This is a genomic window from Amycolatopsis sp. NPDC050768 (assembly GCF_040654155.1).
Classification (GTDB): domain Bacteria; phylum Actinomycetota; class Actinomycetes; order Mycobacteriales; family Pseudonocardiaceae; genus Amycolatopsis.
On record NZ_JBFAHL010000006.1, the window covers coordinates 71,811 to 96,864 of the forward strand.

Below are 25,054 nucleotides of genomic sequence, written 5' to 3' on the forward strand. Positions count from 1 at the left end.
TTAGGATGTGACAACGGGCGTGGTCAACTACGGGAGTGGATATGCCGGGCCGCACGTGGGCGGGCACGACGCTGGACGATCGGAAAGCGGCACGGCGGGACCAGCTGGTCGCCGCGGGCCTCGACCTGCTCGGCACCGAGGGCTCCGCGGCCGTCAGCGTGCGCGCGGTCTGCCGCCAGGCCCACCTGACCGAGCGCTACTTCTACGAGAGCTTCGCCGACCGCGAGGAACTCGTCGCGGCCGTGTACGAGCACGTCGGCGAGCGGGCGCGCCAGGCTTTGGTCGACGCGATCCGCGACGCACCCGATCCGCGGCAGCGGGCGGAACGCGCGGTGCGGGCGTTCGTGGCCCTCCTGGTCGACGACCCGCGCCAGGGCCGGGTGCTGTTGCTGGCGCCACTGACCGATCCCGCACTGACTCGCCGCGGCCTGCACCTGTTGCCGGCGTTCGCGGCGCTCGTCGGCGAACAGCTCTCGCACGGCGACGAGACCGACCGGCAGCTGGTGTCGATCGGGCTGGTCGGGGCGCTGAGCAACGTATTCATCGCCTACCTCGACGGCACGCTGCGGGTGAGCCGCGAACGGCTCGTCGCGCACTGCGTCCGGCTGGTGCTCGGAGCGGACGAGTTCGATCACTGAGCTCACCCAGCTCATCGTGCCGAGGCTCGTTCCGCCCGCAGCCGCAACGCGATGTCGATGATCATGTCCTCCTGGCCGCCGACGTAGCGCTCCGCGCCGACGCGGTAGAGGATCTCGTGCGCCGGCACGCCGTAGCGTTGCGCCGCGCGCTCGGCGTGCAGCAGGAAACTCGAGTACACGCCGGCGAAGCCCTGCACGATCGACGAGCGGTCCATCACCGGCAGCCGGGTCAGGTACTTCTTCACGACGTTCTCGGCCGCGGCCATCAGCACGTCCTTGTCGACGCCGGTCGGAACGCCGAGGCGTTCGAACGTCGCCGCGAGCACCTCGGTCGGCGAGTTCCCCGCGCCCGCGCCGAGGGCGGCGAGGGAACCGTCGATCTGCCGCGCGCCGGCGCGGTAGGCGAGCACGGAGTTGGCGACGCCGAAGCTGAGGTTCTGGTGACCGTGGTAGCCGACCTGGGCGTCGTCGCCCAGCTCCGCGACGAGCGCGGCGACGCGATCGGCGGCTTCGTCGAGGATGAGCGCGCCGGCGGAATCGACCACGTAGACGCACTGGCAGCCGGCGTCGGCCATGATCCGCGCCTGCTTCGCGAGGTGCTCGGGCGCCGCCAGGTGCGCCAGCATCAGGAATCCCACGGTTTCCAGACCGAGGTCGCGGGCCGCGCCGAAGTGCTGCACGGAAACGTCGGCTTCGGTGCAGTGCGTGGCGATGCGGGCGGCGCCGGCGCCGAGGTCCGCGGCGACGCGCAGGTCGGTGACGGTGCCGAGCCCGGGCAGCAGGAGCACCGCGATCTTGGCGTCGTTCGCCTCGTCGACGGCGGCGGCGATCAGCTCGCGTTCGTCGGTGAGGGAGAAGCCGTAGGTGAAGGTCGAACCACCGAGCCCGTCGCCGTGGGTCACCTCGATGAGCGAGATCTCGTCATCCAGCGCGCGCACGGTGTCGCGCACCTGGCGTTCGGTGAAGCGGTGGGCCATGGCGTGGCTGCCGTCGCGCAGGGTGGTGTCGACCAGTCGCACCGGCGCGTTCTTCGCCGGCTGCTTCCGGATGAGCGCGCTCATGCCGACACCAGCTCCGCGGCCACCAGGTCGCCGACGCGGGCCGCGGCGGCCGTCATGATGTCGAGGTTGCCGGCGTAGGTCGGCAGGTAGTCGCCGTTGCCCGCGACTTCGAGGAACACGCCGACGCGCGCGACGCCGTTCCACTCGGGACGCGGCGGGTCGAACTGCGGATCGGCTTTGAGCGTGTAGCCGGGCACGTACCGGCGGACCTCGGCGACCATGCGGTGGATCGAGTCGGTGATCGCCGCGAAGTCCGCTTCGGCGCCGACCGCGCAGAACACAGTGTCGCGCATGATCATGGGCGGGTCCATCGGGTTGATGACGATGATCGCCTTGCCCTTCGCGGCGCCGCCGACCTCTTCGAGGCCCCGCGCGGTTGTTTCGGTGAACTCGTCGATGTTCGCGCGCGTGCCCGGGCCCGCCGAGCGCGAGGACACGGACGCGACGATCTCCGCGTACGGCACCGGAGTCACGCGGGCGACGGCGTGCACAATGGGGATCGTCGCCTGGCCGCCGCAGGTGATGAGGTTGAGGTCCGGCACGTCGAGCCGCTCCGGCGGAGTCACCGCGGGGCAGGTGAACGGGCCGACGGCCGCGGGCGTCAGGTCGATCGAGCGGATGCCCGCTTCGGCGTAGCGCGGCGCGTGCGCGAGGTGCGCTTTCGCCGACGTCGCCTCGAAAACGAGCTGCGGAAGTTCGGCTTGGCGCAGGAGCCAGTCGACGCCGTCCGCCGAAGTCTCCAGGCCGAGTCGCGCCGCGCGGGCGAGCCCGTCGGACGCCGGGTCGACGCCGACCATGTACCGCACGTCGATCTTCTCGCTGCGCCGCAGCTTCGCCAGCAGGTCCATGCCGATGTTGCCGGGGCCGACGATCGCGGCCGTCACCTTGCGTTCCGCCATGTTTTCCGACGGTCCTCGCCGCGGCGGTGCACACTCAACCCGTGCGTACCACTGGACGGAACGGCGGCGAAGGCCTGGTCGCCTCGCGCGTCGCGGCGATCCTGGGTGCCTTCCGCCCGGGCGACGACACCGTCGGCGTGTCGGAGCTGGCGCGGCGGACGGGGCTGGCGAAGACGACCGTGCACCGCCTGACCCGCCACCTCTGCGACACCGGCCTGCTCGAACCCGACGGCACCGCGCTGCGGCTCGGGCTGCGGCTGTTCGAGATCGGCCAGCTCGCGATCCGGCGCCGTGGTCTGGTCGAGGCCGCCCGCCCGTCGCTGGCCGACCTGCGCGAGGCCACGCGCAACACCGTGCACCTCGCCGTGCTGGAGGGCACCGAGGTGGTCTACCTCGACGTGCTGCGTGGCCCGGACGCCCCCGATGTACCGTCCCGCATCGGCGGCCGCTTCCCGGCCCACGCCACCGGCGTCGGGAAGGCCATCCTCGCGTTCTCGCCGGAACCGTTGGTGGCGCGGGTGATCGACGCCGGTCTCCCCCGCATCAGCCGGCGCACCATCACCGCACCGGGATTGCTGCGCCGCCAGCTCGCGCGCATCCACGCCGAGGGCGTGGCGTTCGAACGAGAGGAGTCCGGCGTCGGAGTGGTCTGTGCCGCGAGTCCCCTGCTCGACGCCGCGGGCATGGTGGTCGCGGCGATCTCCATCACCGGCTGGGCGACCCGGATGCGCACGGAGCGTGTCGCCCCGGCGGTGCGCACGGTCGCGCTCGCGTTGTCCCGTTCGTTTGTCCAGACCTGAGCAGTCGGAAAAATTCCTGCCGCACAACGGGTTGCGTGAGGGTTAGGCCGTTCGGATGACGTCAGGGGCGGAGGTCTGGTCTCGTGATTCTCCGTAACTACGATCGTCCGGATGGCCCAGCAGAGCTGGGGGATCACGTTCCCGGGCCGGTCCCCCACGCCGATCTCCAGGATCCGCCGCGATCCCGTCGCGGCGGCCGGAACCCGGCTGCTGTCGCTCGATCTCGTGCTCGGTCTGCTCGCCCTCGCCGGTGGTCTGCGCGTGGTCTACCTCGCGGCCACCACGCCCGCCCTGCCCGGAGAAGCCACGACCGTCGCCCGCGCCTACGCGCTCGGCCACCTCACGGCGTACGGCGGTACGACCACGGCCGGCGCCAGCCCGTTCGGGCAGCTGCAGCTCGCCGGGTACACGATGTTGTCCCACGCCTTCGACCGCGCGGCGACGCCGGTCGCCGCCGTGCGCGAGGCGATGATCGTCGCCACGGTGGTGACGACGGTGCTGGTGTGGCTCCTCGCCCGCCGGCTCGGCCTTCCGCGCTGGGCGGGCCTGGTCGCCGCCGTGCTGCTCGCCGTGTCGCCGCTGGCGATCGAGCTGCAGCACGTGGTGGTCGTCGAGCACCTCGCGGTGATGTGGGCACTGGCCGGGCTGTGTCTCGTCGCCGCACCTCTCCGTCCTTCTCACGCCGCCGGCGACCACAGTGGACCTGCGCGCCACGGCCTTGCCCAGGACCTGCTGGGCGCGGGGTGCCTGCTGGCCGCCGTGCTGACCTCACCACTCACGCTGCTGTTCCTGCCTGCCGCGGGCTGGCTGCTGCTGCGGCGTTCTCCAGTGCGGGCCGGGCTCGTCGCCGTGGTGGTGAACCTCGGCCTCGGCCTCGCCTTCGGGCCGCTGTCCGCGTGGTTACGCCCCGCTCTCGCCACCGGCGGCGAGCCGGCCCTGCCCAGGTGGCTGGTTTTCGATCCGGCCCTCATGGCGGTATCGGCGCTCGCGTTGATCGCCGGCCTGTTCGTCGCGACGGTGCGCCCGCTCGCGGTGTCCGGCATCTTCGTGGCCGGTCTGCTCGCGGTCCCCGGGTTGCCGGCCAGCGCGGTGCTGGCCCTGCTGCTGCCCCTCACTCCGCTGGTCGCGGCCGGAGTGGCGCACGCCGTGGTTTCCGCGCACCACGAACCGGAGCACCGGCGCGCTCCCGCCCGGGCCGGCGTCGCCGTGGGCGTGGTGGTCCTGACCGCGGCGTTCGCGCTGAGCTGGACGTACGGGTTCACCGCGCTGCGCCCCGGGCCCGCGAGCCCGGACCCGGCGATCGAGGCCCGCACCTGGTTGCAGGCCAACGCGGAGGGCTCCCGCGTGCTCGTCGACGACGCCACCTGGACCACGCTCGCCGCGGGCGGCTGGCCGACCGGGCTGCTCGTCACGACGGCCGACGCGAACCCGCCACCGGACTGGGCTGCCCTCACCCCACGGGCGCTGGCCCAGTCCTCCACAGTGGACTCCCCCGACGCGGCCGCGGTGTTCGGCAGCGGCGCGGGACAGGTCACCGTCGCCCGGCTCGGGCCGCCCGTGCTCGTGCCGGACGAGAACGGCGAGAAGACCGCGCGGGCCCACGCGGGTGCCGCGCTCACCAGGTCCGGACGCGTGAACTGCGTGCCGGAAACACGTGCCGTGCTCGGCCGGGGCGATCTCGATCCCCGGCTGATCTCGACGCTGGCGGCGTTCGCGTCGCAGCAGCCGGTGCGGGTCGCGGCGTTCCCGCCCGTGCCCGGCGAGGACGCGGCGGGGCAGCCGCGCCGGCAGGTGCTCGTCACCGGCGCCGACGACGCGGCCACCCGGTTCTACGCCGGGCAGCGCGCCGTGTTCCGCCCGGCGTCGGTCGTGCGGACGGCCGGCGGCGTGCTCGTCACGTACCCGCCGTTCGCCCCGCCCGGCCTGCTCACCTCCTTCACCGCACCCTGATCCTCCGAAAGGTCACCTCCAATGCGCCTTCGAACCCTTTTGAGACCCACCGGTCTCCTCGCGGCCGCCGGGCTGCTGCTTCTCACGACCACTCCCGCCGCGGGAGCGGCCACCGGCCCCGGACCCGGCGTCGGCTGGATCCGCGTCGGGCACCTGTCGCCGGGTGTACCGCCGGTCGACATCTACTTCGCGCCGTTCGGGCAGCCCGAGAAGGTGGTGATCCGCAAGGCGGGCTACGGCGCCGTCACGCCGTACTCGTCGCTCGACCCGGGCCAGTACACGCTCTCGATGCGGCCCGCCGACGCCGCGCCGACGACCGTGCCCGCACTCAGCGCGACGATCTCCGTGGAACAGCAGACCGCCTACTCGCTGCTGGTGTTCGAGAACGGTCCGGACGGGACGCTGCACGGCGCCCTCGTGACCGACGATCTCACCGCGCCGGGCGCGGGCAAGGGCCGCGTACGCGTGGTCGAGGGGTCGGCGACACCCGCGCCGGTGAGCGTCGGCGGGCCGGACGGCATGACGCTCGCCACGAACGCGGCCTACGGCGACACCACGCCGTACGCCGAAGTGCCGGAGGGCACCGTGCCCCTGCAGCTGACGAGCGGCAGTGTCAAGGCGAACGCCGACGTCCCCGTGGCGGCCGGTTCGTCGACCACGTTGCTCGTGACGCAGGACAACGGAACGCTGAAGGCGACCCCGATCTCCGACGGCGCCAACCTGCCGAACCCGCCGAAGCTCGGCGTCGAGACCGGGGGCGGCGGCACGGCGTCCGGCGGCGACCACTCCGAACCGTGGTTCGCGGGCGGCGTCGGGGTGTTCCTGCTCGTACTGGTGCTCACGCCGCTGGTCCGGCGGATTCGGGAAGGCCGTGCGCGCTGACCTGATCCGGCTGTGCTGCGCGGTCGCGCTAGTCTGCGCCGCGTGCACGCCCGCACCGTCCACAGTGGTCTCCGCGACGACGTCCGTCTCCCCTCCGGCGGCAACAGCCACCGAACCGGCCGGCAGCGTCGGGCCGCTGCCTCCCGCGGCGAGCGTGAGCCCGGTCCGCCTGACGATCCCGGCGATCGGGGTCGACGTGCGCGGGCTGGTCCCGCTCGTCCTCGGCCCGGCGCACGAGCTGCAGGCGCCGGAGAGCTTCGACGACATCGGCTGGTACGCCGCCGGCCCGGCACCGGGTGACCCCGGGCCGGCGGTCATCGCCGCCCACGTGGACTCCCGGTCCGGCCCGGCGCCGTTCTTCCGCCTGCGCGAGCTTCAGCCCGGAGACGAGGTCCGCGTCGAACGCTCCGACGGCGGCGCCGCCCGCTTCGTCGTCGATGCCGTGCAGCGCTACCCGAAGGACGCCTTCCCGACCGACGCCGTGTACGGCCCCGCCCCGGGTGCCGCGCTGCGCCTGATCACCTGCGGCGGCGCCTTCGACGCCGCCGCCCGGTCCTATCGCGACAACGTGGTGGTCTACGCCTCGACCCGCTGGATCTGACCTACTGGGCCGCCACACTTCGTTGCGCGAGCTCCTCCTCGAACCGCAGCACAGGCTCGTCGGCCAGCAGACCGCGGCGGGCCAGCGCCGGCCGCACGCCCTCGCCGAACCAGTACGCCTCCTCCAGGTGCGGGTAGCCGGACAGCACGAACTCCGAGACGCCCACCGCGTGGTACTCCTCGATGAGGTCGGCGATCTCCTCGTGGCTGCCGACCAGCGCGGTGCCCGCGCCGCCGCGCACGAGGCCGATGCCGGCCCACAGGTGCGGGTGGATCTCGAGCCCGCGCGCACCCGCGTCGAGGCGGCCGCCGTGCAGCGCGACCATGCGGCGCTGGCCCTCCGACTCGCTGGCGGCGAGCTGGGCCTGTGCCTGCGCGACCTGCGCGGGGTCGAGAGCGTCGAGCAGGCGCTGCGCTTCGGCCCACGCCTCGGCCGACGTGTCGCGCGCGATGGTGTGCAGGCGGACGCCGAACCGGACGGTCCGGCCTTCGGCCGCGGCCAGCGCGCGCACCTTCCCGATCTTCTCCGCGACCTGCGTGGGCGGCTCGCCCCACGTCAGGTAGACGTCGGCGTGGCGCGCGGCCACCGGCAGCGCGGCGGGCGACGAGCCGCCGAAGTACAGCGGTGGCACCGGATCGGGCGCGGCCAGCGTCGTCGCACCCGCGACCTCCAGGTGCTCGCCGGAGAAGTCGAACGGGCGGCCCGACCACACGCCGCGCACGATCGTGAGGAACTCGTCGGTGCGGGCGTAGCGGGCGTCGTGGTCGTGCCAGTCGCCGAAGCGGCGCTGCTCCACCGCGTCGCCGCCGGTCACGATGTTGAGCAGCACCCGGCCCGACGACAAGCGCTGGAAGGTGCCCGCCATCTGCGCCGCCAGCGTCGGCGAGATGACGCCGGGCCGGAACGCGACGAGGAACTTAAGCCGGCGCGTCTCGCGGATCAGCGCGGCCGTGGTGAGCCACGCGTCCTCGCACCACGTGCCGGTGGGCGTGAGCACGCCCTCGAACCCGAGCTGCTCGGCCGCCCGCGCGATCTGGGCGAGGTAGTCGACATCCGCCGGTCGCTGCGCGGTTCGGCCCAGGGACTTGTTGGCGTGGAAGCGTTCCACGATCGTGCGACCGTCGCCGCTGGTCGGCAGGAACCAGTGCAGTTTCAGGCTCATCCGTTGCTCCTCACGGCTTCGATGTCGGGCCCGTAGCGGCGGTCGGCGAACGCCGCGAAATCGACCTTGCCGGGCAGGGTGCCGTCTTCGGTGAAGGCGTCGGCGAGCCGCTGCTCCGACGCGACGACCGAGTCGTCGAGCGGGATCGGCTCGTCGCGTCCGGCGGACACGGCCTTCTGCGCCACGGCGGGCTCCAGGCCTGTCTCGGCGGCCCACGCCTTCGCCCACGCGTCGCGGTGGCTGTTCGCCCACAGCTGCGCCTTGACCACGCGCTTCACGAAGTCCTGGATGGCGGAGTTGCGTCCCGGATCGGCGAGTGCGGCGGTGCTCGCGGTCTCGAACGCGAGGCCGTTGGAGCTGCCGCGTCCGTCGGAAAGCACGCGGGCGTGCGCGTCGAGCTGCGCCTGGGCCGTGTAGGGGTCCCAGATCGCCCACGCGTCCACCTGGTGCTGGGTGAACGCCGCGTATGCCTCCGACGGCTGAAGGAACGACAGCTTCACGTCCTTCGTGGACATTCCCGCCCGCTTGAGCGTGTTCAGCAGCTGCCCGTGGGCGGAGCTGCCCTTCGACACCGCGATCGTCTTGCCCCGCAAGGAAGCCACGTCCTTCAGCTGCGAGTCCGGCGGCACCAGGATGGCCTCGCGCTCGACGTTGCTCTTCGCGACGCTGACCACCGAGATCTTCGCTTTCGCCGCGGCCGCGAAGAGGGGCGGGGTGTTGCCGACGCGGCCGACGTCGATCGCGCCGGCCGAGGCCGCCTCCAGCAGCGGCGGGCCGGAGGTGAACGTGGACCACTCGATGCGGTATGGCACGTCGGACAGCAGGTTCGCCGCCGTGAGCAGCGACTTCACGCCGCCCTTCTGGTCTCCGACGCGCAGCGTCACCTTCGCCAGGTCGGCCGCCGAGACGGGGGCGGGCACGGGCGCGGGTCCGGTCGCCGCCCCGGAGGACGAGCAGGCGGTGAGCCCGCCGAGCGCTACGGCCACGGCCAGCGCGAGTGCGGTTTTGCGGGCGGGGTTACGCAGGTGCACCTTCGGTCACTCCCAGGTCGGCCAGCACGCGTGAGCGCACGTCGGCGTGGTCGGTGGCCGTCCTCGGCCGCGGGTGGCCGAGGACGTGTTCGGAGACGATGCGGCCCTCGTCGAGGACCAGCACGCGGTCGGCGAGCAGCAGTGCCTCGTCGACGTCGTGGGTCACGAGCAGCACCGCGGGTTCGTGCGTGCGCCACAGCCGTTCGACGAGCCGGTGCATCGCGAGGCGGGTCAGCGCGTCGAGCGCGCCGAACGGTTCGTCGAGCAGCAGCAGGTCCGGCTCGCGCACGAGCGCGCGGGCGAGCGAAACCCGTTGTGCCTCACCGCCGGACAGCGTCAGCGGCCAGTCGTCCTCGTGCCCGGACAGCCTTACTTCTTCCAGTGCCTGCTCGGCGACGCGGCGGTCGCGCGAGCGGTTCTCACCGTCGCGGCGCAGGCCGAGCACGACGTTGCGCCAGACCTTGCGCCACGGCAGCAGGCGCGGCTGCTGGAACGCGACCGACACGGTGCCCTCGACGCGCGCGGTGCCGTCGATTTCCGTGTCGAGCCCGGCAAGAACGCGCAGCAGCGTCGACTTGCCCGAGCCGCTGCGGCCGAGCAGCGCGACGAACTCGCCGCGACCGATCTCGAGCTCGAGTCCGTCGAGGACAGTGCGCTCGCCGAACCGTTTCGTCAGGTCGCGCACCGCGACCACCGGCGTCACGGGACCAGCCATCGCAGCGCCCTCCGTTCCAGAACCCGCACCAGCGCGTCGGTCGCGAGGCCGAGGATCGCGTAGACGATCAGGCCGACCACTACGACATCCGTGCGCAGGAACTCACGGGCGTTGTTGATCAGGTAGCCCAGGCCGGCGTCGGCGTTCACGGTTTCGCCGACGATCAGCGCCAGCCACGCGAGCCCGAGCGACTGCCGCAGCCCGACCAGCGCCTGCGGCAGCGCGCCGGGCAGGATCACGTGCCACAGCCGTTCGCCCCGCGTGAATCCCAGTGCGCGCGTGGCTTCGACCAGCCGGGCGTCGGCCGTGCGGATTCCCGAGTGGACATTCAGGTAGAGCGGGAACGCGACCCCGAGGGCCACGAGCACGATCTTTGTCTCCTCGCCGATCCCGAACCACAGGATGAACAACGGGATCAGTCCGAGGAACGGCAGTGTCCGCAGCATCTGCACGGGCGGGTCGACCAGCGCCTCGCCCCACCGCGACAGCCCTGCGACGATCCCGAGCAGCACGCCGGCGACGGCGCCGATCGCGAACCCCGCCCCGACCCGGCCGAGCGAAACGACGAACGCGTTGCCCAGTTCACCGGTGCGGGCGAGGTCGAACGCGCTGGTCAGCACCGTCCACGGGGCGCTGAGCTTCTCAGGCGGCAGCACGCCGGTGGAGCTCGCGAGCTGCCACGCGACCACGAGCACGACCGGGCTGATCCAGCGGCGGAGGGAAACTCGGCGCCGGGACGGCCGTTGCGCGGGCCTCGGCGGCCCGGTGGCTTCGGATTTTCGGGCGCGCGTCAGCACACCCGTGGTGGAAATCGACACGGATTTCTCCCGGGTACGGGTTTTGCTACAGGGAAAGGGGAACTGCTCAGCGCGGACGGCAGATCGCGCTCGCCTGCTGCCGGAGGTCGACGTGCAGGCGGCTCACGAGCAGCGCGCCGAGGTTCATGCCCCGAGCTTCACCCGATCCGGCGGACCGCGTCAACAAAGCCCGCGCCGGCTCCCAGGCACTGGAACCGGTGCGGCGCTTGTTCCGCTTGTGGGCGCTCAGAAAGGCACGGGAGATCCGAGGAGTGGGACGGCGTCAGGCGCCGAACATCCGGTGCCACTCGTCGAGCGAACGCGGCCGGAACACGAAGTTCGTGTCCTTCACGTGCGACAGCGCGGCCGACGGCTCGGCCGAGTACTGGTGGCCCGGGTAGACGACGGGGTCGCCGGGCAGCGTCGCGAGCCACTGGAGGCTGCGGTAGATCGCGTCGGCGTCGCCGCCGGGGAAGTCGGTGCGGCCGCAGCCCTCGAGGAACAGCGTGTCGCCCGAGACGAGCCGGTCGCCGACGAGGAAGCACTGGCTGCCCGGCGTGTGGCCGGGCGTGTGCAGGAGCCGGATGTCGATCGCGCCGACGCTGAGCACGTCGTCGTGGTCGTGCACGCGCAGGTCCGTGTCGGACACGCCGGTGACGCGGCGGACCCACTCGGTCTCTTCGGTGTTGACGTGGATCGGTACTTGCTGGATCGCGAGCAGCTCGGCGATGCCGGGCAGCGAGAAGCCCATCATGTCGCCGCCGACGTGGTCGGGGTGGTGATGCGTGGCGAGCACGCCGACCAGGCGCATGCCATCGTCGCGGAGCACCTGCACCAGGTCGCCCACCGCGTAGGCCGGATCGACGATCACGGCCTCACCCGACTCGCGATCGCCGATCAGGTAGGCGAAGTTGACCATCTGCGTCGCGACCGGGTCCCCGACCGCGAAATCCCGGCCGGCGAGCAGTTGGCGGAAGTACAGCTGGTCTGCCATGCGGGCAGCCTATCGGCTCACTCCCCCACGTCTCCGTCCGCCAGCTCGCGCAGCGCGTCGAGGTGGCCGACGTGGCGGGCGGTCTCCTGCACGACGTGGGCCAGTACCCACCGCACGGTGAACTCCCCGCCGCGGCGCGTCCGCTCCTCGGGCGTGAGACCCGCGAGCGCGACAGCCGTCCGCTCCCACTCGGCGCGGTAGGCGGCGACCATCGACGCCAGGTCGTCGCCGGTGGCCAGGTCCCAGCTCGGGTCCGGCGAACCCGGCCACAACGACGGCGCGTCGGAGCCACCGGCCTCGATCGAGAGCCACCACCGTTCGACGGCCGTCAGGTGCTTCACCACCCCGAGCGCACTCATCCGCGGCGAGCTCGGCAACGGCGTCGCGACCGCTTGCTCCCGGGTGAGGCCCGCGACCTTGTTCACCGCGGTCGCCCTCAGGAACCCGAGGAACCGCAGCTGGACGGTCATTTCGTCGCCGCTCAGCGGGTCGGGCCAGGCACGCTCGACCTTCGAACTAGTGTTCGACATGGCTGCGGAGTCTACAACGCGGACCAGGTCACCGACGAACGTGCACGAGGCCGGTGTTTCGTCGCAGCTGTGGGCGCCTGTTGTCACCCACGCCGACCCCCGGTCCACATCACGGATGCGCCTTGCGCCCGCGCCGAACAGGCTGTTGCCCACTTCACCGCGTCCGCCGACAGCTGGGGCCGGGCCGACGCACCCGAACCGCAGGCCTTGGTACTGGCCGACCTCGGTGACCCAGACGCCGCGACCGTGCGTCTGCGCGCCGAGATCGCGGTAACCGAACGGTCGGCCGGGGTCGGCCACGTCGGTGACGTGGGAGTGCGCTGCCGATCCTTTTCGCCGGTTGAGGTCGGACCCCGCGGTGGTGAGAAGTTTGTTCACCCCTGGTTTTTCAACGGTGCTCAGTCGAGCGACCTCGGCCCTGGGGACGTGCTCGCCGCCGTCCGGTTCCCGCTGCCGCGTGCGGGGGAAGGCTTCGGGTTCGCCGAGGTCGCCCGTCGCCGCGGCGACTTCGCGCTCGCCGGCGTCGCGATCCGGGTCCAGGTGTCCGGTGGGCAGGTGGAGGAGGCCGTGCTGACGGCCTTCGGTGCGTCCGACCGGGCAGTCACTCGCGATGTCACCCCGATGGTGCGCGAAGTCGGAAGTGACGCGGACGCCCGCGCCGAACCGGCGGCGGCGCTCGCCGGCGAGCTCGTCGACACGGCCGCGGACCCGCACGGCTCGCCCGCCCACCGGCGCCGCCTGCTGTCCGCACTGGGTGCGCGGGACCCGGCGCACGCGTACCGTTTCGCCACGAGGGGAAAGCGGTGATGACGCTTCCTCGCCCGGTCCTGGCGCGGAGCTCACCAAGCACCTCGGCGACGACCGCTACCGCGGCCGGGCGCGGGTGGCCGTCGGCTCGATCCGGCTCTCGTTCGCCGGCGCACATAGGTTCCGCGTCGTCGGCCCAGGGCGAGGACGCCGGCGGCCGGACGCAGGCCGGCACCGTGCTGGTCGCCGAGGAACCGGCCAGGCGGGGCGCGGCTGCGGGCCATCACTGCCTTTACCTCACCGGGCGGATCGCCCAGTTCGGCCGGGCATTCGCCGGCGACGTCGGCCGGCGGATGTTCGAGCAGTTCGCGGGTGGCGGTGGAGAAGACCGCGGTTCCGCGGGGCACCCGCCGCCCCGCCGGAGCCCCGAGCGCCATCGTCCTGGTGGCAGGCACGCTCCGTTCGCGAGCGCGCAATTGGTGGCGGCGCATCCGCGGCCGTCGTTCCGGCAGGACTCACAACACGTGATGAGGGGAACTCAACGGTGAGCTCGACTTCGACGATCGACACCTCGGCTATGGACCGAGTGCTACGAGACGCGGTCGGCGCTGGGCACGCGCCCAACGTCGTCGCCGTCGCGGCGGATCGTGACGGCATCATCTACGAAGGCGCGGCCGGACCCCGTGCCGCGGGGGCGCCGGAGCCGGTCTCGGCCGACTCGCACTTCCGGATCATGTCCATGACCAAGATGGTGGGCACCGTGGCCGCGCTGCAGCTGCGCGACCGCGGCGAGCTCGAGTTCGACGCCCCCATCGACACCTACCGGCCCGAGTTCGCCGATATCCAGGTGCTGGAGGGCTTCGACGGCGAAAACCCGGTGCTGCGCCCGCCCGCGAGCCGTGCGACTGTCGCACAGCTGGTGACGCACACGAGCGGCCTGAGCTACTGGTTCTGGAACGCCGACATCCTCAAGTGGGAGCAGGCCACCGGCACACCGAACGTGCTGGCCGGCAAGACCGTGATCTTCGACGGGCCGATGGTGGCCGACCCGGGCACGACATTCGAGTACGGCATCAACACCGACTGGCTCGGCCGGGTCGTCGAGGCCGCGTCCGGCAAGTCGCTCGACGTCTACTTCAAGGAGAACATCACCGGCCCGCTCGGCATGGCGGAGACGACGTTCGTCCCGAGCGCCGAGCAGCGGGCCAACCTGGTGCCCGTCCACGTGCAGGATAAGGACGGCACCTGGGCGGTCACGGAGATCGACCTGCCGACCGAGCCCGAGTACTACACCGCCGGCCACGGGCTCTACTCCACACCGCGCGACTACCTGAAGTTCCAGCGCATGTTGCTCGGCGGCGGCACGCTCGACGGGGTCGAAGTGCTCCAGCAGTCCACTGTGGACGAGGCGTTCACCAATCAGGTGGGCGAGATGGAGTTCCCGGCGCACATCCCGACCGCGGACCCGGCGACGACGCACGAGCTCGACCTCGGCCCGGGCCTCAAGTGGGGCTGGGGCCTGGTGCTCACCACGGCGCAGCAGCCGGGCATGCGCGCGCCCGGCAGCGGTGCGTGGGCGGGATTGTGCAACACGCACTTCTGGGTCGACCCGGCGAGCGGCATAGCCGGCGCGATCTACTCGCAGTCGTTGCCGTTCGTCCCGCCAGGGCAGCTCCAGATGTACGCGGATTTCGAGCGGGCGCTCTACGCCTCGCTCTGAACCCGGCGAGAACCGTGAAGGGCGCTCTTCCCGTTGCGGGGTAGCGCCCTTCACGGCGTTTCACGCAGTCACATCAGCTCGTCGCCGGTCAGCGGATCGGGCCAGGCACGCTCGACCTTCGAACTCGTGTTCGACGTGATGGGAACCCTGCAACGCGGGTCATGCCATGCTGGCACCATGACCGGCAACGACGAGGACCTTCCGGTGTTGCTCGTCGACGGATCCCGTTTTTCCGACTTCGCGGGCTTCGTCCGCGAGTTTTCGCGCCTGCTCGACGGCTACCGCTGGCGTGGGAGCCTGGACGCCTTCAACGACGTGCTCCGGGGCGGCTTCGGCACCCCGGACGGCGGCTGGGTCCTGCGCTGGCTCGACTCGGACGTGTCTCGCCGCGCGCTCGGATACGAGGCGACAGTCCACTGGCTGGAAGAGAATCTCCTGGTCTGCCACCCGGGCAACCGCTCCGCCGTCGCCGCCAGGATCGCCGCCGCCCAACGCGGTGAGGGCCCGACCCTGTTCGACGCGATCGTCGACATCATCCGCATCCACGGCCCCGGTGGTCGAGAATCCGAGGACGGCATCCTGCTGGAACTGGCCTGACCGGCGCTGTCCGAACCGGACCGCACACCCGCCGGGTGAACAGCCTGACCTCCGCTCGATCGCCCGGAATAGGGTGACAGTCATGGTGTGGGGACTGCTGTGTGCGCTGCTCTCGGCCGTGGCGTATGGCGTCGCTTCGGTGATGCAGGCCGTGGCGGCGAAGGCGACGCCCGACGCGGGCGCGGGAGTCGACCCGCGGTTGCTGCTGCGGGTGCTGCGGCAGTGGAAGTACGTGGCGGGCCTGGGGCTGGACGTGCTCGGGTTCGTCGCGCAGATCGCCGCCCTGCACGTGTTGCCGTTGTTCGTCGTGCAGGCCACGCAGGCGGCGAGCCTGGCGGTGACGGCCGTGGCCGCTCGGGTGTTCGGCGTGCGGCTCGGGGCGCGCGAGTGGGCGGCCGTGGTCGTGGTCTGCGCGGGGCTCGCGCTGCTGGGTTCGTCGGCGCAGAGCGAAGGTTCGGACCAGGTGGGCCTGGGCTTCCGGCTGGCGCTCGCGGGCGCCGTGGTCGTGCTCGGGCTGGCCGGGATCGCGGCGGGCAAGGCCGGGCGCCGCGTCCGGACGCCGGCGCTGGGCCTGATCGCGGGCCTGTGCTTCGGGCTCGTCGCCGTGGCCGGCCGGATCATCCCGAGCCTCGCCCCGCTCGACCTGCTGACCGACCCCGCGCTCTACATCGTCGCCGTCTCTGGCGGCATGGCGATGCTGTTCTACGCCACGGCGTTGCAGCGCGGCAGCGTGACCACGTCGACCGCGATGATGGTGCTCGGCGAGACAGTGCTGCCCTCGCTCATCGGCGTCGTGTTGCTCGGCGACCGCACGCGGCCCGGCTTCGTGATCGTGGCCGTCGCCGGGTTCGTGCTCGCGGTCACCGCGGCGCTCGCCCTCGCCCGGTTCGGCGAGCCGGCGCCGATCGAGCAGCCCGTCTGAGGATCAGCCGCGGTTGCGCCGCCACTGGCTCGACAGCAGCCACATCAGGTAGAGACCGCCGATCGCGCCCGTCGCGATGCCGACCGGCAGCCCTTCCTCACCGAACACCAGGCGCGTCACCAGGTCGCTGGCCACGAGCAGCAGCGCGCCCATCAAGGCCGACGACACGAGCGCCGGTTTCGCCGAGCGCGCCAGCCGTTTCGCCAGCTGTGGCGCGGCGAGCGCGACGAACGCGATGGGTCCCGTCGCCGCGGTGGCGATCGCGCACAGCGTCACGGCCACCGCGAGCAGCATCGCCCGGCTGCGCTCCACCGGCACGCCGAGCCCTTTGGCCGAGTCGTCGCCCATCTCCAGCAGCGCGAGCCGGCGGCCGTAGCCGAACGCGAGCGGCAGCAGCACCACCACGGCGATCGCGACCGGCCAGATCTCGTCCCACCCGCGGCCGTTGAGGCCGCCGACGAGCCACGCCTGCGCGGCGTACGCGTCCTGCAGCGAAGCCCGCGTGATCAGGTACGAGTTCGCGGCCGTGAGCATGGCGGCGACCCCGATGCCGACCAGGATCATCCGGAACCCCTGCAGCCCGCGCCGGTAGGCGAGCAACCCGACGGCCAGCGCCGTGAGCATCCCGCCGACGAGCGCGCCGAGCGCCACTTCGCCGGAACCGCCGTGCGCCAGCACGATCACGAGCAACGCGCCGGTCGCCGACCCCTCGGTGAAGCCGATGACGTCCGGGCTGCCCAGAGGGTTGCCCGACAGGCTCTGCAGCACGCCGCCGCTCACCGCGAGCGCCGCGCCGACCAGGATCGCGAGCAGCAGCCGCGGCAGCCGCAGCGTGGTCACGATGAACTCCGTGCCCGCGTCGCCGAAGCCGAAGAGCGTCTTCACGACGTCGAGGACCGACAGCGGGTAGTCACCCGTCGTCATGCTGACGGCGCTGAGCACGAGCAGCGCCACGGCAAGCACGATGCCCACCGCCAGCGCGCGCGGTGTCACGCGCAGCGAAACCCGCCGCACCCGGACGGGACGTTCCTCGATCGCGGTCACAGGCGCGCCAGCTTCCGCCGCCGGCACAGGGCGATGAACACCGGCGCGCCGAGGAACGCCGTCACGATGCCCACCTGCAGCTCCTCCGGCGGGTTGAGGATGCGGCCGATCACGTCGGACCCGATCAGCAGCACCGGCGACAGGATCATCGAGTACGGCAGCACCCACCGCTGGTCCGGACCCACCAGGATCCGCACCGCCTGCGGCACCGCCAGGCCGATGAACGCGATCGGCCCGATGGCCGCCGTCGAAGCGCCGCACAGCAGGGTGACCGCGATCGCGCCCAGGACCCGCGTGCGGCCGATGTGCGCGCCGAGCGCCTTGCCGGTCTGCTCGCCCAGCGCGAGCACGTTCAGCGGCCGCGCGAGCAGCAGCGCCAGCACGATGCCGATCGCGATGAACGGCGACACCTGCACCAGCACGTCCGCGCGCCGGCCGCTGAGCGAGCCGACGTTCCAGAACCGGAACTGGTTGAACGTGTCGGGGTCGATGAGCAGCACCGCACCGATGTAGGCCTGCAGCACCGCGGTTAACGCCGCGCCCGACATCACGAGCCGGTCGGGCGTCGCGCCGCCGCGGCCGGCCGTGCCGAGCAGGTAGACGGCCACCGAAGCGACCGCGGCGCCGAGGAACGCGAACCACACGTAGCCGAGGACGGTCGTGACGCCGGTGAACGCGATGGCCGAGACCACCGCAGCGGCAGCGCCGTTGTTCACCCCGAGCAGGCCCGGGTCGGCGAGCGGGTTGCGCGTGAGCGCCTGCATTACCGCGCCGGCGAGCCCGAGGGCGGCGCCGACGAGGGCGCCGAGCAGCGTCCGGGGCAGGCGCTGGTCGTGGATGATGACCGCGTCCGCGCTGCCGTCGTTGTGCCAGAGGACCGACCAGGTCGAGCCGAACGGGATGCTCTTCGAGCCCACCCAGAGGCTGACAAGCATGATCAGCACGAGCAGCGCGACGGCACACACCAGGCCGCCGCCGCGCCGGGTTCGGGCCCGCCCCCGGTGTGCGGGTGGCCCCGCCGCCACGGGTGGGCTGACGCTGACGACCACCGACACCTCCTGGGGACCGGGCACTCCTTCGCGGGCGGTTCTTAGACTAGCCTTACCTATCAAGATGCGGTGCGGGCGGCACGCTGAGCAGGTGGAGCGAAGGGGAGGGCGCCGGTGACGACGGCTGCAGCGACGACCGGGCGGGACGTGCTGCGGCACGCGATCTCCGGACAGCGGGGGGCCGTGACGCTCTCGTCCGTTCTCGCCGCCGCGCACCAAGGGGGTGAAGCCCTGGTGCCCGTGGTGATCGGCGTGGTCATCGATCACGCCGTGGCCGACAGCTCCGTGCTCACGCTGCTCACCTGGCTGGGGGTGCTGGCGGTGGTGTTCCTGGTGCTGTCCTACAGCTACCGCTTCGGCGCGCGGGCCGCGGAACGCGCCGCCGAGCGCGCGGCGCACGACATCCGGCTCTCGCTCTCGCGGCGCGTGCTGCATTCGCGGGGCGGCACCGAAACGGGCGCGCTCGCGGGTGAGCTGGCCAGCATCGGGACGTCGGACGCGCGCCGCGTCGGGATGATCAACGCGACGGTGCCGTTCGGGATCTCGGCGCTGGCGGGCCTCGTAGTCAGCGCGGTCGCGCTGCTGCGGATGTCGGTGCCGCTCGGCCTGCTGGTGCTGCTCGGCACTCCCCCGTTGCTGTTGCTCGCACACCTGATCGGCAAGCCGCTGGAGAAGCGCAGTGAGGTGGAGCAGGAGCGCGCGGCGCACGCGTCAGGCGTCGCGGCCGACCTGGTGGCGGGGCTGCGGGTGCTCAAGGGCATCGGCGCCGAACCGGCCGCCGTCGACCGGTATCGCCGCACCAGCCGGGATTCACTGCTGGCCACCGTGCGCGCCGCCCGCGCGCAGGCCTGGCACAACGGCGCGCTCCTCGCGTTGACGGGCATCTTCATCGCGCTGGTGGCGCTCGTCGGCGGGAACCTGGCGGCAAACGGCGACATCAGCGTCGGCGACCTCGTCGCGGCGGTCGGGCTCGCGCAGTTCCTGCAGACGCCGTTCTCGATCTTCGCGTGGGTCAACGGCCAGTTCGCGCAGGGCCGCGCGTCGGCCGGGCGCGTCGCGACCGTGCTGAACTCCCCGCTCGCCGTGCCCGAGGGCAGCGCGTCGCTGCCGGCGTCGGCCGCGGGCGGGATCGAGCTTTCCCGCGTGACGCACGGAAAGCTGCGGGAGCTCGACCTGTCCGTGCCCGCCGGACAGCTGCTGGGGGTCGTCACCGCCGACCCGGCCACGGCCACCGACCTGCTCGACTGCCTCGGCCGCTTCACCGACCCCGGTGCGGGCACGGTGCGCGTCGACGCGGTCGACCTGTCCACTGTGGACCCGGACCGCGTGCGTGAGGTGGTGCTCGTGGCCGCCCACGACGCCGATCTGTTCGAAGGAACCCTGGAGGAGAACGTGCGAGCGGGTGGCCCGGCGGTGCCGGACGGAGTGCTGGCGGCCGCGGCCGCCGACGAGGTGGCGAGCACGCTGGCGTCCGGCACGGCCACGGCCGTCACCGAACGGGGGCGCTCGCTCTCGGGCGGGCAACGACAACGCGTCGCGCTCGCGCGGGCGCTGGCGGCGGACACACCGGTGCTCGTGCTGCACGACCCGACCACGGCCGTCGACACGGTCACCGAAGCCCGGATCGCCGAAGGCATCGCCCGATTGCGCCGCGGCCGCACCACGATCGTGGTGACGACCAGCCCGGCGCTGCTCGCGGCCACCGACCGGGTGGTGCTGCTCGACGAAGGACGCGTGGTCGCCGAAGGCGAGCACGCCGGCCTCGTGCGCGAGCGCGCCGACTACCGCGCGGCGGTGCTCTCGTGAGCACCCGCGAACTGCTCCCGACCGCGGACGGGCACCGCATCCGCGCCGTACTGGGCGAACTGCTGCGCCGCTCAAAGGCGCGCGCCGCCGGGTCGTTCGCCTTCGTCGTGGCCGCCACGGCCGTCGGCCTGCTCACCGCGCCACTCCTGGGCCGCGTCGTCGACATCGTCGCGCAGCACCGCCCGGCCACAGACCTCGTAACACCGGTGGTGGAGCTCGTGCTCGTGGCGGTCGCGTCGGCGATCGCCACGGCCATCGGGACCTCGATGCTCGCGCGCCTCGGCGAGACGATGCTGGCGGATCTGCGTGAGCGGTTCGTGGACCGCGCGCTGGGCCTGCCGCTCGAACAGGTCGAGAAGGCCGGTTCCGGCGACCTCACCACGCGCGTGACCAACGACGTGTCGGTCGTCGCCGAGGCCGTGCGCGAGGCGCTGCCGGAGCTGGGCCGGTCGGTGCTCACGATCGTGCTGACGCTCGTGGCCATGGCCGTGCTCGACTGGCGGTTTCTCCTCGCGGCCCTGCTCGCCGTGCCGATCCAGCTGCACACCGTGCGCTGGTACGTCCGGCAGGCGAAGCCGCTCTACGCGGCGCAGCGGGCCGCCGTCGGTGCCCAGCAGCAACAGTTGCTCGACACGATCGGCGGTGCCAAGACCGTGCGCGCGTTCCGGCTGGCCGACGAGCACGTGGAGCGAGTGCGTCAGCGTTCGGACGGCGCGGTCGAGCTGGCGCTGCGCGGGATCCGCCTGGTCACGCGGTTCTTCGGCCGGCTGAACCTCGCGGAGTTCATCGGGCTCTCGGCCGTGCTGGCGGCGGGTTACCTGCTCGTGGGCGCGAACCTCGCGACGGTCGGTGTCGCCACCGCGGCGGCGCTGTACTTCCACAGCCTCTTCGGTCCGATCAACACGGCGCTCGCGCTCGTCGACGACGCGCAGGCGGCCGCGGCGAGCCTCGCGCGGCTGATCGGCGTGGCCGACCTGCCGGCACCGGTCGAGCCGCAGCAGCCGGCCCATCCGGTCGACTCGTCGGTGAAGGCCGGCGCGTTGCGACACTCCTATGTGGACGGTCACCCGGTGCTGCGGGAGGTGGACCTCGAACTCGCGCCCGGCGAACGCGTCGCGCTGGTCGGCGCGAGTGGCGCGGGCAAGACGACGCTGGCGAAGCTCATCGCCGGCATCCACCAGCCGGGCTCGGGTTCGGTGTCGCTCGGCGGCGTGGCGCTCGCCGACCTGGGCCCGGCCCAGACGCGGCGGACCGTGGCGCTGATCAGCCAGGAGGTGCACGTCTTCAGCGGCACGCTGGCCGACGATCTGCGGCTGGCGCGGCCCGAAGCGTCCGAAGAGGACCTTCGCGCGGCGCTGACCACTGTCGGCGCGCTGGAGTGGGCCCAGGCGCTTCCGGAGGGGCTCGACACGGTCGTCGGCGACGGCGGGCATCAGCTCACCGTCACGCAGGCGCAGCAGCTCGCGCTCGTGCGGCTCGTGCTGGCCGACCCGCCGGTCGCGATCCTCGACGAAGCCACGGCCGAAGCGGGCAGCGCGGGCGCCAAGACGCTGGAGGCGGCCGCCGCGGCGGCGCTCGCGGGGCGGACCGGGCTCGTGGTGGCCCACCGGCTCACGCAGGCGGCGGCGTCGGACCGGATCGTGGTGCTCGACGCGGGCGCGGTCGTGGAGACGGGCACGCACGACGAGCTGGTCGCCGCGGGCGGGCAGTACGCGACGTTGTGGGCCGCGTGGTCGGGGACGCGCCGGGTGGACGACCCGGTAACGGAGTGAGGCTCGCCGCGGTGGACGTGGTTGCATCGACAGGGCGGTCTGACTTAGGTTAGGCAAACCTGATTAATCGAGAGGACCGACGATGGCCCGCTTCTCCCTCCTGTCCGCCGCGCGCGGGCGCGCCCGGACCGCCGGGGCGCTCGCCGCGGCACTCGTGCTCACCGGCGCGCTCACGGCGTGCGGCTCCGACACCCCCGCGGCACCGGGCTCGACCGGTGAGTCCCACGCCACGGACCCCGGCGCGTTCCCGGTCACCATCGAGCACAAGTACGGCTCGACCACGATCGAGAAGGCGCCGCAGCGCGTCGTCACCGTCGGCCTCACCGAGCAGGACTCGCTGCTCGCGCTCGGCGTCGTGCCCGTCGGCACCACCGACTGGCTCGGCAACTTCCCCGGCGCCATCGCGCCGTGGGCCAAGGCGCAGCTCGGCAACGCGCCGCTGCCGACCGTCCTGAAGGACGCCGACGGGCCGCAGTTCGAGAAGATCGCCGCGCTGAAGCCGGACCTCATCATCGGCCTGTACTCGGCGCTCACGCAGGAGCAGTACACCACCCTGTCGAAGATCGCGCCGACGATCGCGCAACCCAAGCAGTACAACGACTACGGCATCCCGTGGCAGGACACGACCAGGACGGTCGGCAAAGCCGTGGGCAAGGCGAAGGAAGCCGACGCGCTCGTCGCCGGGGTCGAGGACCAGTTCGCCAAGGCCCGCGCCGCGCACCCGGAGTTCGCCGGCAAGAGCGCCCTGATGGCCACCCAGTACGACGGCTACTTCGTCTACGGCAGCGAGGACCCGCGCTCGCGCATCCTGACTTCGCTGGGCTTCCAGCTGCCCCCGAACCTCGACCAGCTCATCGGCGACAAGTTCGGCGCGAACATCAGCGCGGAACGCACCGACCTCCTCAACGTCGACGCCCTGGTCTGGATCGTCGACACCATCCCGGGCGGCCAAGCGACCCTGGCGAAGGACAAGCTGTACTCGGGCCTGAACGTCGCGAAGCAGAAGCGCGAGGTCTTCATCGAAGACCCGAGCACCTACGGCAGCGCCACGTCGTTCGTCAGCGTGCTCAGCCTGCCCTACACGCTCGAGCGGATCGTCCCCCAGCTCGCCGCCGCCGTCGACGGCAATCCGGCCACGGACGTGAAGCCCGCGGCCTGATCCCTGTGCACGCCCCAACGCCCGGCCGGGAGACGTCCTCCGGCCGGGCGTTGTGACTGCCTGCCGACTCAGCTTGCCGGCGAGCCAGCGGACTCAGTCCTCGGTGGAGTACACGAGCCGATCCACGTAGTGACGATTTCGTCGAGAACGGACAATGGCACCTGGCCCTCGGAAAGTACTGCCGTGTGGAAAGCGCGAAGGTCGAAGTGGTTGCCGAGCACGTGACGGGCCTGGTTACGCAGTCGGCCGATCTCACGGCGGCCCACCATGTACGCCAGGGCCTGCCCCGGCTCCGACAGGTAACGGTCCACTTCGGACTCGATCAGCGCCGGAGCCATCGGGGTGTTGGCAAGGAGGTACTCCACCGCGCGCCGGCGGCTCCAGCCCTTGGCGTGCAGCCCGGTGTCGACGACCAGTCGGGCCGCGCGGTTGGAGTCCATCGCGAGCATGCCCAGCCGGTCGAGCGGACCGGAGTACAGACCCATCTCGTCGGCCAGCCGTTCGGCGTAGAGAGCCCAGCCTTCGCGGAACGCGGTGACCTGCGCGGTGCGGCGCAGCAGCGGCAGGTTCGTGCGTTCCTGGCTCAGCGTCATCTCGAAGTGGTGACCCGGCACGCCCTCGTGGAACGCCGTGACCTGCGCCTTGTGCCTCGGGACATCGGCGGGGCTCCTCGTGTTCACGAAGTAGGTGCCCGGCCGGGCACCGTCGAGGCTGCCGACCAGATAGGCGGAGGGAACACGGGACGAGCTCGTAGGTGGGTACGCGGCCACCTCGCATTCCGACGAAGGCATGGCGGCGAACCAACCAGGTGCGGCCGCCGTTGCCCGCACTACCGCGTCGCGGGCCGCGAGGAGCATCTCCTCCCCGGTGCGGAACCGGAGCGTCAGGTCGCCCCGCAACCGCGCGAAGATCTCGCTCAGCCTCGAAGTCCCGAACACCGCCGGGCCGAGCGCCACGTACTCCTCGCCGAGCTCGGCGACGAGTGAGAGACCGATCCGGTGCAGTTCGTCCGGCGAAAGGCCGGTCGTGGTGTGTCCGCGCACGGCGGCCGCGTACCGGATCTCCCCGCCCGGCAGCCAACACACCCCAGCGTGGTCAGCGTCGCGGCCGCGTGGCAGGAGCTCGCTGGTCAGCACGTCGCGGTAGGCCCGGATCGCGGGGGCGGCAACCTCTCCGAGGATCTCGTCGCAACGGTCGCCGAGCGCACCCTCAGCCGACCGGCGCAGCGTGCCGAGGTCGGCGAGCTGGTCGTCGAGGTGCTTCACGGCGGCCACCACGAGGTGCGCGACCGGGAGCAGCCCGGCCGCCATGCCGTCGCGATGGCGCCGGGTGAGCGTCTCGAAGAACGTGGGCAGGCTACGCAATCGGCCCACAAGGTCCTCGCCCATGGTCAGCGGCAGTGTGGCCAGATCGAGCAGCAACCCGGGAACAGGGGTGAGGATGAAGTCGCTGACGGTGAACTCGGTCCACCGGCCCTCGGCCCGTTGACTGTGCATCCGTGCCTGCTGAACGACGACCGCCCGGGTGACCAGCTCGGAGGCGGTCAGCTCGGCCGGGTCCAGCCGTTCGGCGCGGTCCGCGATCCGCGCGACGGTGGTGGCGAAGTCCGATTCGGTGGCTTCGCCGTAGTCGGGCAGCCGGTCGCCATAGCCGGGGATGCCCTGCACGATCGCGGACATCGGGAACCGGTCGAGCACCGTCCGATGGAGCTCATCAGCCAGCTTCGTGACCTCGGACATCGTTCCCCCAACGGCCGGACCGGACCCACTCATCGTGTCATCCCGATCCTGATCGGTCGCGGGCACGCCCACAGCGTGGTGAGTCGTCTTCGACTGCAGTCCCCCTTCCGAGTTCCCAACCCGAGAGAAGCCGTCGCTCGTCAACGAACCTCAGCACAGAGCCTGAAACACCGAACCGTCCGGCCGGAAGCTCTCCGCCCGGGCGGTTTCGTGTTGCTGCGTCAGGACTCCATGGCCTCGATGAGCGACTTCGGCCGCAGGTCCGTCCAGTTCTGTTCCACGTAGTCGAGGCACGGCTGGCGAGCGTCGGGGCCGAAGGCGGTGGTCCAGCCGGCCGGGACGGCCACGAACTGTGGCCACAGGCTGTGCTGGCCCTCGTCGTTGACGAGCACGAGGTAGGTGCCGTCGGGGTTTTCGAAGGGGTTGGTCATGGTGTTGT

At 72.1% G+C, this 25,054-nt stretch carries 24 protein-coding genes; 12 read left to right on the plus strand and 12 right to left on the minus strand.

Going from position 1 to position 25,054, the window contains the following annotated elements; genetic code table 11:
* The first annotated feature begins 41 nt into the window (after positions 1-41).
* The gene (locus tag AB0H62_RS18995) at positions 42-638 is read left to right on the plus strand and encodes a TetR/AcrR family transcriptional regulator (protein WP_354875906.1); all 597 of its coding nucleotides are present in this window, start codon (positions 42-44) and stop codon (positions 636-638) included.
* Between the two features lie 11 nt (positions 639-649).
* Here the strand turns inward: AB0H62_RS18995 and dmpG are convergent, their stop codons facing one another.
* Entirely contained in the window at positions 650-1,699 is a 1,050-nt protein-coding gene (gene dmpG / locus AB0H62_RS19000) for a 4-hydroxy-2-oxovalerate aldolase (RefSeq protein ID WP_360587161.1), read from the minus strand.
* Positions 1,696-2,598 carry an acetaldehyde dehydrogenase (acetylating) gene (locus AB0H62_RS19005; RefSeq protein ID WP_220240932.1) on the minus strand — a complete coding sequence of 301 codons (903 nt, stop codon included), beginning with the start codon at positions 2,596-2,598 and terminating at the stop codon, positions 1,696-1,698. Before AB0H62_RS19005 ends, dmpG begins: the two co-directional genes overlap by 4 nt.
* A gap of 41 nt (positions 2,599-2,639) precedes the next feature.
* On the opposite strand from AB0H62_RS19005, the gene AB0H62_RS19010 reads away from it, so the two are divergent.
* The 4 genes from AB0H62_RS19010 (at position 2,640) to AB0H62_RS19025 (ending at position 6,831) form a co-directional block, all read left to right on the plus strand.
* The gene (locus AB0H62_RS19010; protein WP_360587163.1) at positions 2,640-3,398 is read left to right on the plus strand and encodes an IclR family transcriptional regulator; all 759 of its coding nucleotides are present in this window, start codon (positions 2,640-2,642) and stop codon (positions 3,396-3,398) included.
* Positions 3,399-3,509: 111 nt separating this feature from the next.
* Positions 3,510-5,348, plus strand: a complete 1,839-nt coding sequence (locus tag AB0H62_RS19015) for a phospholipid carrier-dependent glycosyltransferase (protein ID WP_360587165.1) — start codon at positions 3,510-3,512, stop codon at positions 5,346-5,348.
* A gap of 21 nt (positions 5,349-5,369) precedes the next feature.
* Positions 5,370-6,230, plus strand: a complete 861-nt coding sequence (locus AB0H62_RS19020) for a DUF4397 domain-containing protein (RefSeq protein WP_360587167.1) — start codon at positions 5,370-5,372, stop codon at positions 6,228-6,230.
* Complete coding sequence (locus AB0H62_RS19025; protein WP_360587169.1) at positions 6,220-6,831, plus strand: class F sortase; 612 nt, start codon at positions 6,220-6,222, stop codon at positions 6,829-6,831. The genes AB0H62_RS19020 and AB0H62_RS19025 overlap by 11 nt, the downstream gene beginning before the upstream one ends.
* A gap of 1 nt (position 6,832) precedes the next feature.
* Here AB0H62_RS19025 and AB0H62_RS19030 read toward each other — a convergent pair whose 3' ends face one another.
* The 6 genes from AB0H62_RS19030 to AB0H62_RS19055 form a co-directional block, all read right to left on the minus strand.
* On the minus strand, positions 6,833-7,993 hold the full coding sequence (locus AB0H62_RS19030; RefSeq protein WP_220240940.1) for an LLM class flavin-dependent oxidoreductase: 1,161 nt from the start codon (positions 7,991-7,993) through the stop codon (positions 6,833-6,835).
* Positions 7,990-8,985, minus strand: a complete 996-nt coding sequence (locus AB0H62_RS19035; RefSeq protein ID WP_360587564.1) for an ABC transporter substrate-binding protein — start codon at positions 8,983-8,985, stop codon at positions 7,990-7,992. The genes AB0H62_RS19030 and AB0H62_RS19035 overlap by 4 nt, the downstream gene beginning before the upstream one ends.
* A 25-nt stretch (positions 8,986-9,010) precedes the next feature.
* Entirely contained in the window at positions 9,011-9,739 is a 729-nt protein-coding gene (locus AB0H62_RS19040; RefSeq protein ID WP_220240942.1) for an ABC transporter ATP-binding protein, read from the minus strand.
* Positions 9,724-10,557 (minus strand): ABC transporter permease, encoded by an 834-nt coding sequence (locus AB0H62_RS19045; protein WP_220240944.1) that lies wholly within the window; start codon positions 10,555-10,557, stop codon positions 9,724-9,726. Before AB0H62_RS19045 ends, AB0H62_RS19040 begins: the two co-directional genes overlap by 16 nt.
* A gap of 262 nt (positions 10,558-10,819) precedes the next feature.
* The gene (locus tag AB0H62_RS19050) at positions 10,820-11,530 is read right to left on the minus strand and encodes an MBL fold metallo-hydrolase (protein WP_220240946.1); all 711 of its coding nucleotides are present in this window, start codon (positions 11,528-11,530) and stop codon (positions 10,820-10,822) included.
* Positions 11,531-11,547: 17 nt separating this feature from the next.
* Positions 11,548-12,060 (minus strand): DinB family protein, encoded by a 513-nt coding sequence (locus tag AB0H62_RS19055; RefSeq protein ID WP_220240947.1) that lies wholly within the window; start codon positions 12,058-12,060, stop codon positions 11,548-11,550.
* Positions 12,061-12,486: 426 nt separating this feature from the next.
* On the opposite strand from AB0H62_RS19055, the gene AB0H62_RS19060 reads away from it, so the two are divergent.
* The 4 genes from AB0H62_RS19060 (at position 12,487) to AB0H62_RS19075 (ending at position 16,046) form a co-directional block, all read left to right on the plus strand.
* Positions 12,487-12,867: a hypothetical protein gene (locus AB0H62_RS19060; protein WP_360587172.1), complete on the plus strand. Its 381-nt coding sequence runs from the start codon at positions 12,487-12,489 to the stop codon at positions 12,865-12,867.
* A 484-nt stretch (positions 12,868-13,351) separates the two neighbouring features.
* Complete coding sequence (locus AB0H62_RS19065) at positions 13,352-14,527, plus strand: serine hydrolase domain-containing protein (protein ID WP_360587174.1); 1,176 nt, start codon at positions 13,352-13,354, stop codon at positions 14,525-14,527.
* A gap of 177 nt (positions 14,528-14,704) precedes the next feature.
* Positions 14,705-15,124: a barnase inhibitor gene (locus tag AB0H62_RS19070; RefSeq protein ID WP_360587176.1), complete on the plus strand. Its 420-nt coding sequence runs from the start codon at positions 14,705-14,707 to the stop codon at positions 15,122-15,124.
* An 82-nt stretch (positions 15,125-15,206) separates the two neighbouring features.
* Positions 15,207-16,046, plus strand: coding sequence for a DMT family transporter (locus tag AB0H62_RS19075; RefSeq protein WP_220240950.1), 840 nt, complete (start codon positions 15,207-15,209; stop codon positions 16,044-16,046).
* Between the two features lie 3 nt (positions 16,047-16,049).
* On the opposite strand, the gene AB0H62_RS19080 is transcribed toward AB0H62_RS19075, so the two are convergent.
* Positions 16,050-17,090: an iron chelate uptake ABC transporter family permease subunit gene (locus AB0H62_RS19080; protein WP_255638047.1), complete on the minus strand. Its 1,041-nt coding sequence runs from the start codon at positions 17,088-17,090 to the stop codon at positions 16,050-16,052.
* The gene (locus tag AB0H62_RS19085) at positions 17,087-18,139 is read right to left on the minus strand and encodes an iron chelate uptake ABC transporter family permease subunit (protein WP_360587178.1); all 1,053 of its coding nucleotides are present in this window, start codon (positions 18,137-18,139) and stop codon (positions 17,087-17,089) included. Before AB0H62_RS19085 ends, AB0H62_RS19080 begins: the two co-directional genes overlap by 4 nt.
* A gap of 114 nt (positions 18,140-18,253) precedes the next feature.
* Here AB0H62_RS19085 and AB0H62_RS19090 point away from each other — a divergent pair, with 114 nt between their 5' ends.
* The 3 genes from AB0H62_RS19090 (at position 18,254) to AB0H62_RS19100 (ending at position 22,876) form a co-directional block, all read left to right on the plus strand.
* Positions 18,254-19,945: an ABC transporter ATP-binding protein gene (locus AB0H62_RS19090; protein ID WP_360587180.1), complete on the plus strand. Its 1,692-nt coding sequence runs from the start codon at positions 18,254-18,256 to the stop codon at positions 19,943-19,945.
* Positions 19,942-21,717 (plus strand): ABC transporter ATP-binding protein, encoded by a 1,776-nt coding sequence (locus AB0H62_RS19095; protein WP_360587182.1) that lies wholly within the window; start codon positions 19,942-19,944, stop codon positions 21,715-21,717. Before AB0H62_RS19090 ends, AB0H62_RS19095 begins: the two co-directional genes overlap by 4 nt.
* 82 nt (positions 21,718-21,799) lie before the next feature.
* The gene (locus AB0H62_RS19100) at positions 21,800-22,876 is read left to right on the plus strand and encodes an iron-siderophore ABC transporter substrate-binding protein (protein WP_360587184.1); all 1,077 of its coding nucleotides are present in this window, start codon (positions 21,800-21,802) and stop codon (positions 22,874-22,876) included.
* Positions 22,877-22,944: 68 nt separating this feature from the next.
* Here the strand turns inward: AB0H62_RS19100 and AB0H62_RS19105 are convergent, their stop codons facing one another.
* Together AB0H62_RS19105 and AB0H62_RS19110 are read right to left on the minus strand one after the other, a co-directional pair.
* Entirely contained in the window at positions 22,945-24,615 is a 1,671-nt protein-coding gene (locus AB0H62_RS19105; RefSeq protein WP_360587186.1) for a DUF885 domain-containing protein, read from the minus strand.
* A gap of 221 nt (positions 24,616-24,836) precedes the next feature.
* Positions 24,837-25,046, minus strand: a complete 210-nt coding sequence (locus AB0H62_RS19110; protein WP_220240961.1) for an MbtH family protein — start codon at positions 25,044-25,046, stop codon at positions 24,837-24,839.
* Between the last annotated feature and the right edge of the window lie 8 nt (positions 25,047-25,054).

Coding starts and splice junctions, on each gene's coding strand:
- AB0H62_RS18995 (WP_354875906.1), top strand. CDS start 42: ATGCCGGGCCGCACGTGGGCGGGCACGACGCTGGACGATCGGAAAGCG.
- dmpG (WP_360587161.1), bottom strand. CDS start 1,699: ATGAGCGCGCTCATCCGGAAGCAGCCGGCGAAGAACGCGCCGGTGCGA.
- AB0H62_RS19005 (WP_220240932.1), bottom strand. CDS start 2,598: ATGGCGGAACGCAAGGTGACGGCCGCGATCGTCGGCCCCGGCAACATC.
- AB0H62_RS19015 (WP_360587165.1), top strand. CDS start 3,510: ATGGCCCAGCAGAGCTGGGGGATCACGTTCCCGGGCCGGTCCCCCACG.
- AB0H62_RS19020 (WP_360587167.1), top strand. CDS start 5,370: ATGCGCCTTCGAACCCTTTTGAGACCCACCGGTCTCCTCGCGGCCGCC.
- AB0H62_RS19030 (WP_220240940.1), bottom strand. CDS start 7,993: ATGAGCCTGAAACTGCACTGGTTCCTGCCGACCAGCGGCGACGGTCGC.
- AB0H62_RS19040 (WP_220240942.1), bottom strand. CDS start 9,739: ATGGCTGGTCCCGTGACGCCGGTGGTCGCGGTGCGCGACCTGACGAAA.
- AB0H62_RS19050 (WP_220240946.1), bottom strand. CDS start 11,530: ATGGCAGACCAGCTGTACTTCCGCCAACTGCTCGCCGGCCGGGATTTC.
- AB0H62_RS19055 (WP_220240947.1), bottom strand. CDS start 12,060: ATGTCGAACACTAGTTCGAAGGTCGAGCGTGCCTGGCCCGACCCGCTG.
- AB0H62_RS19070 (WP_360587176.1), top strand. CDS start 14,705: ATGACCGGCAACGACGAGGACCTTCCGGTGTTGCTCGTCGACGGATCC.
- AB0H62_RS19075 (WP_220240950.1), top strand. CDS start 15,207: ATGGTGTGGGGACTGCTGTGTGCGCTGCTCTCGGCCGTGGCGTATGGC.
- AB0H62_RS19100 (WP_360587184.1), top strand. CDS start 21,800: ATGGCCCGCTTCTCCCTCCTGTCCGCCGCGCGCGGGCGCGCCCGGACC.
- AB0H62_RS19105 (WP_360587186.1), bottom strand. CDS start 24,615: ATGTCCGAGGTCACGAAGCTGGCTGATGAGCTCCATCGGACGGTGCTC.
- AB0H62_RS19110 (WP_220240961.1), bottom strand. CDS start 25,046: ATGACCAACCCCTTCGAAAACCCCGACGGCACCTACCTCGTGCTCGTC.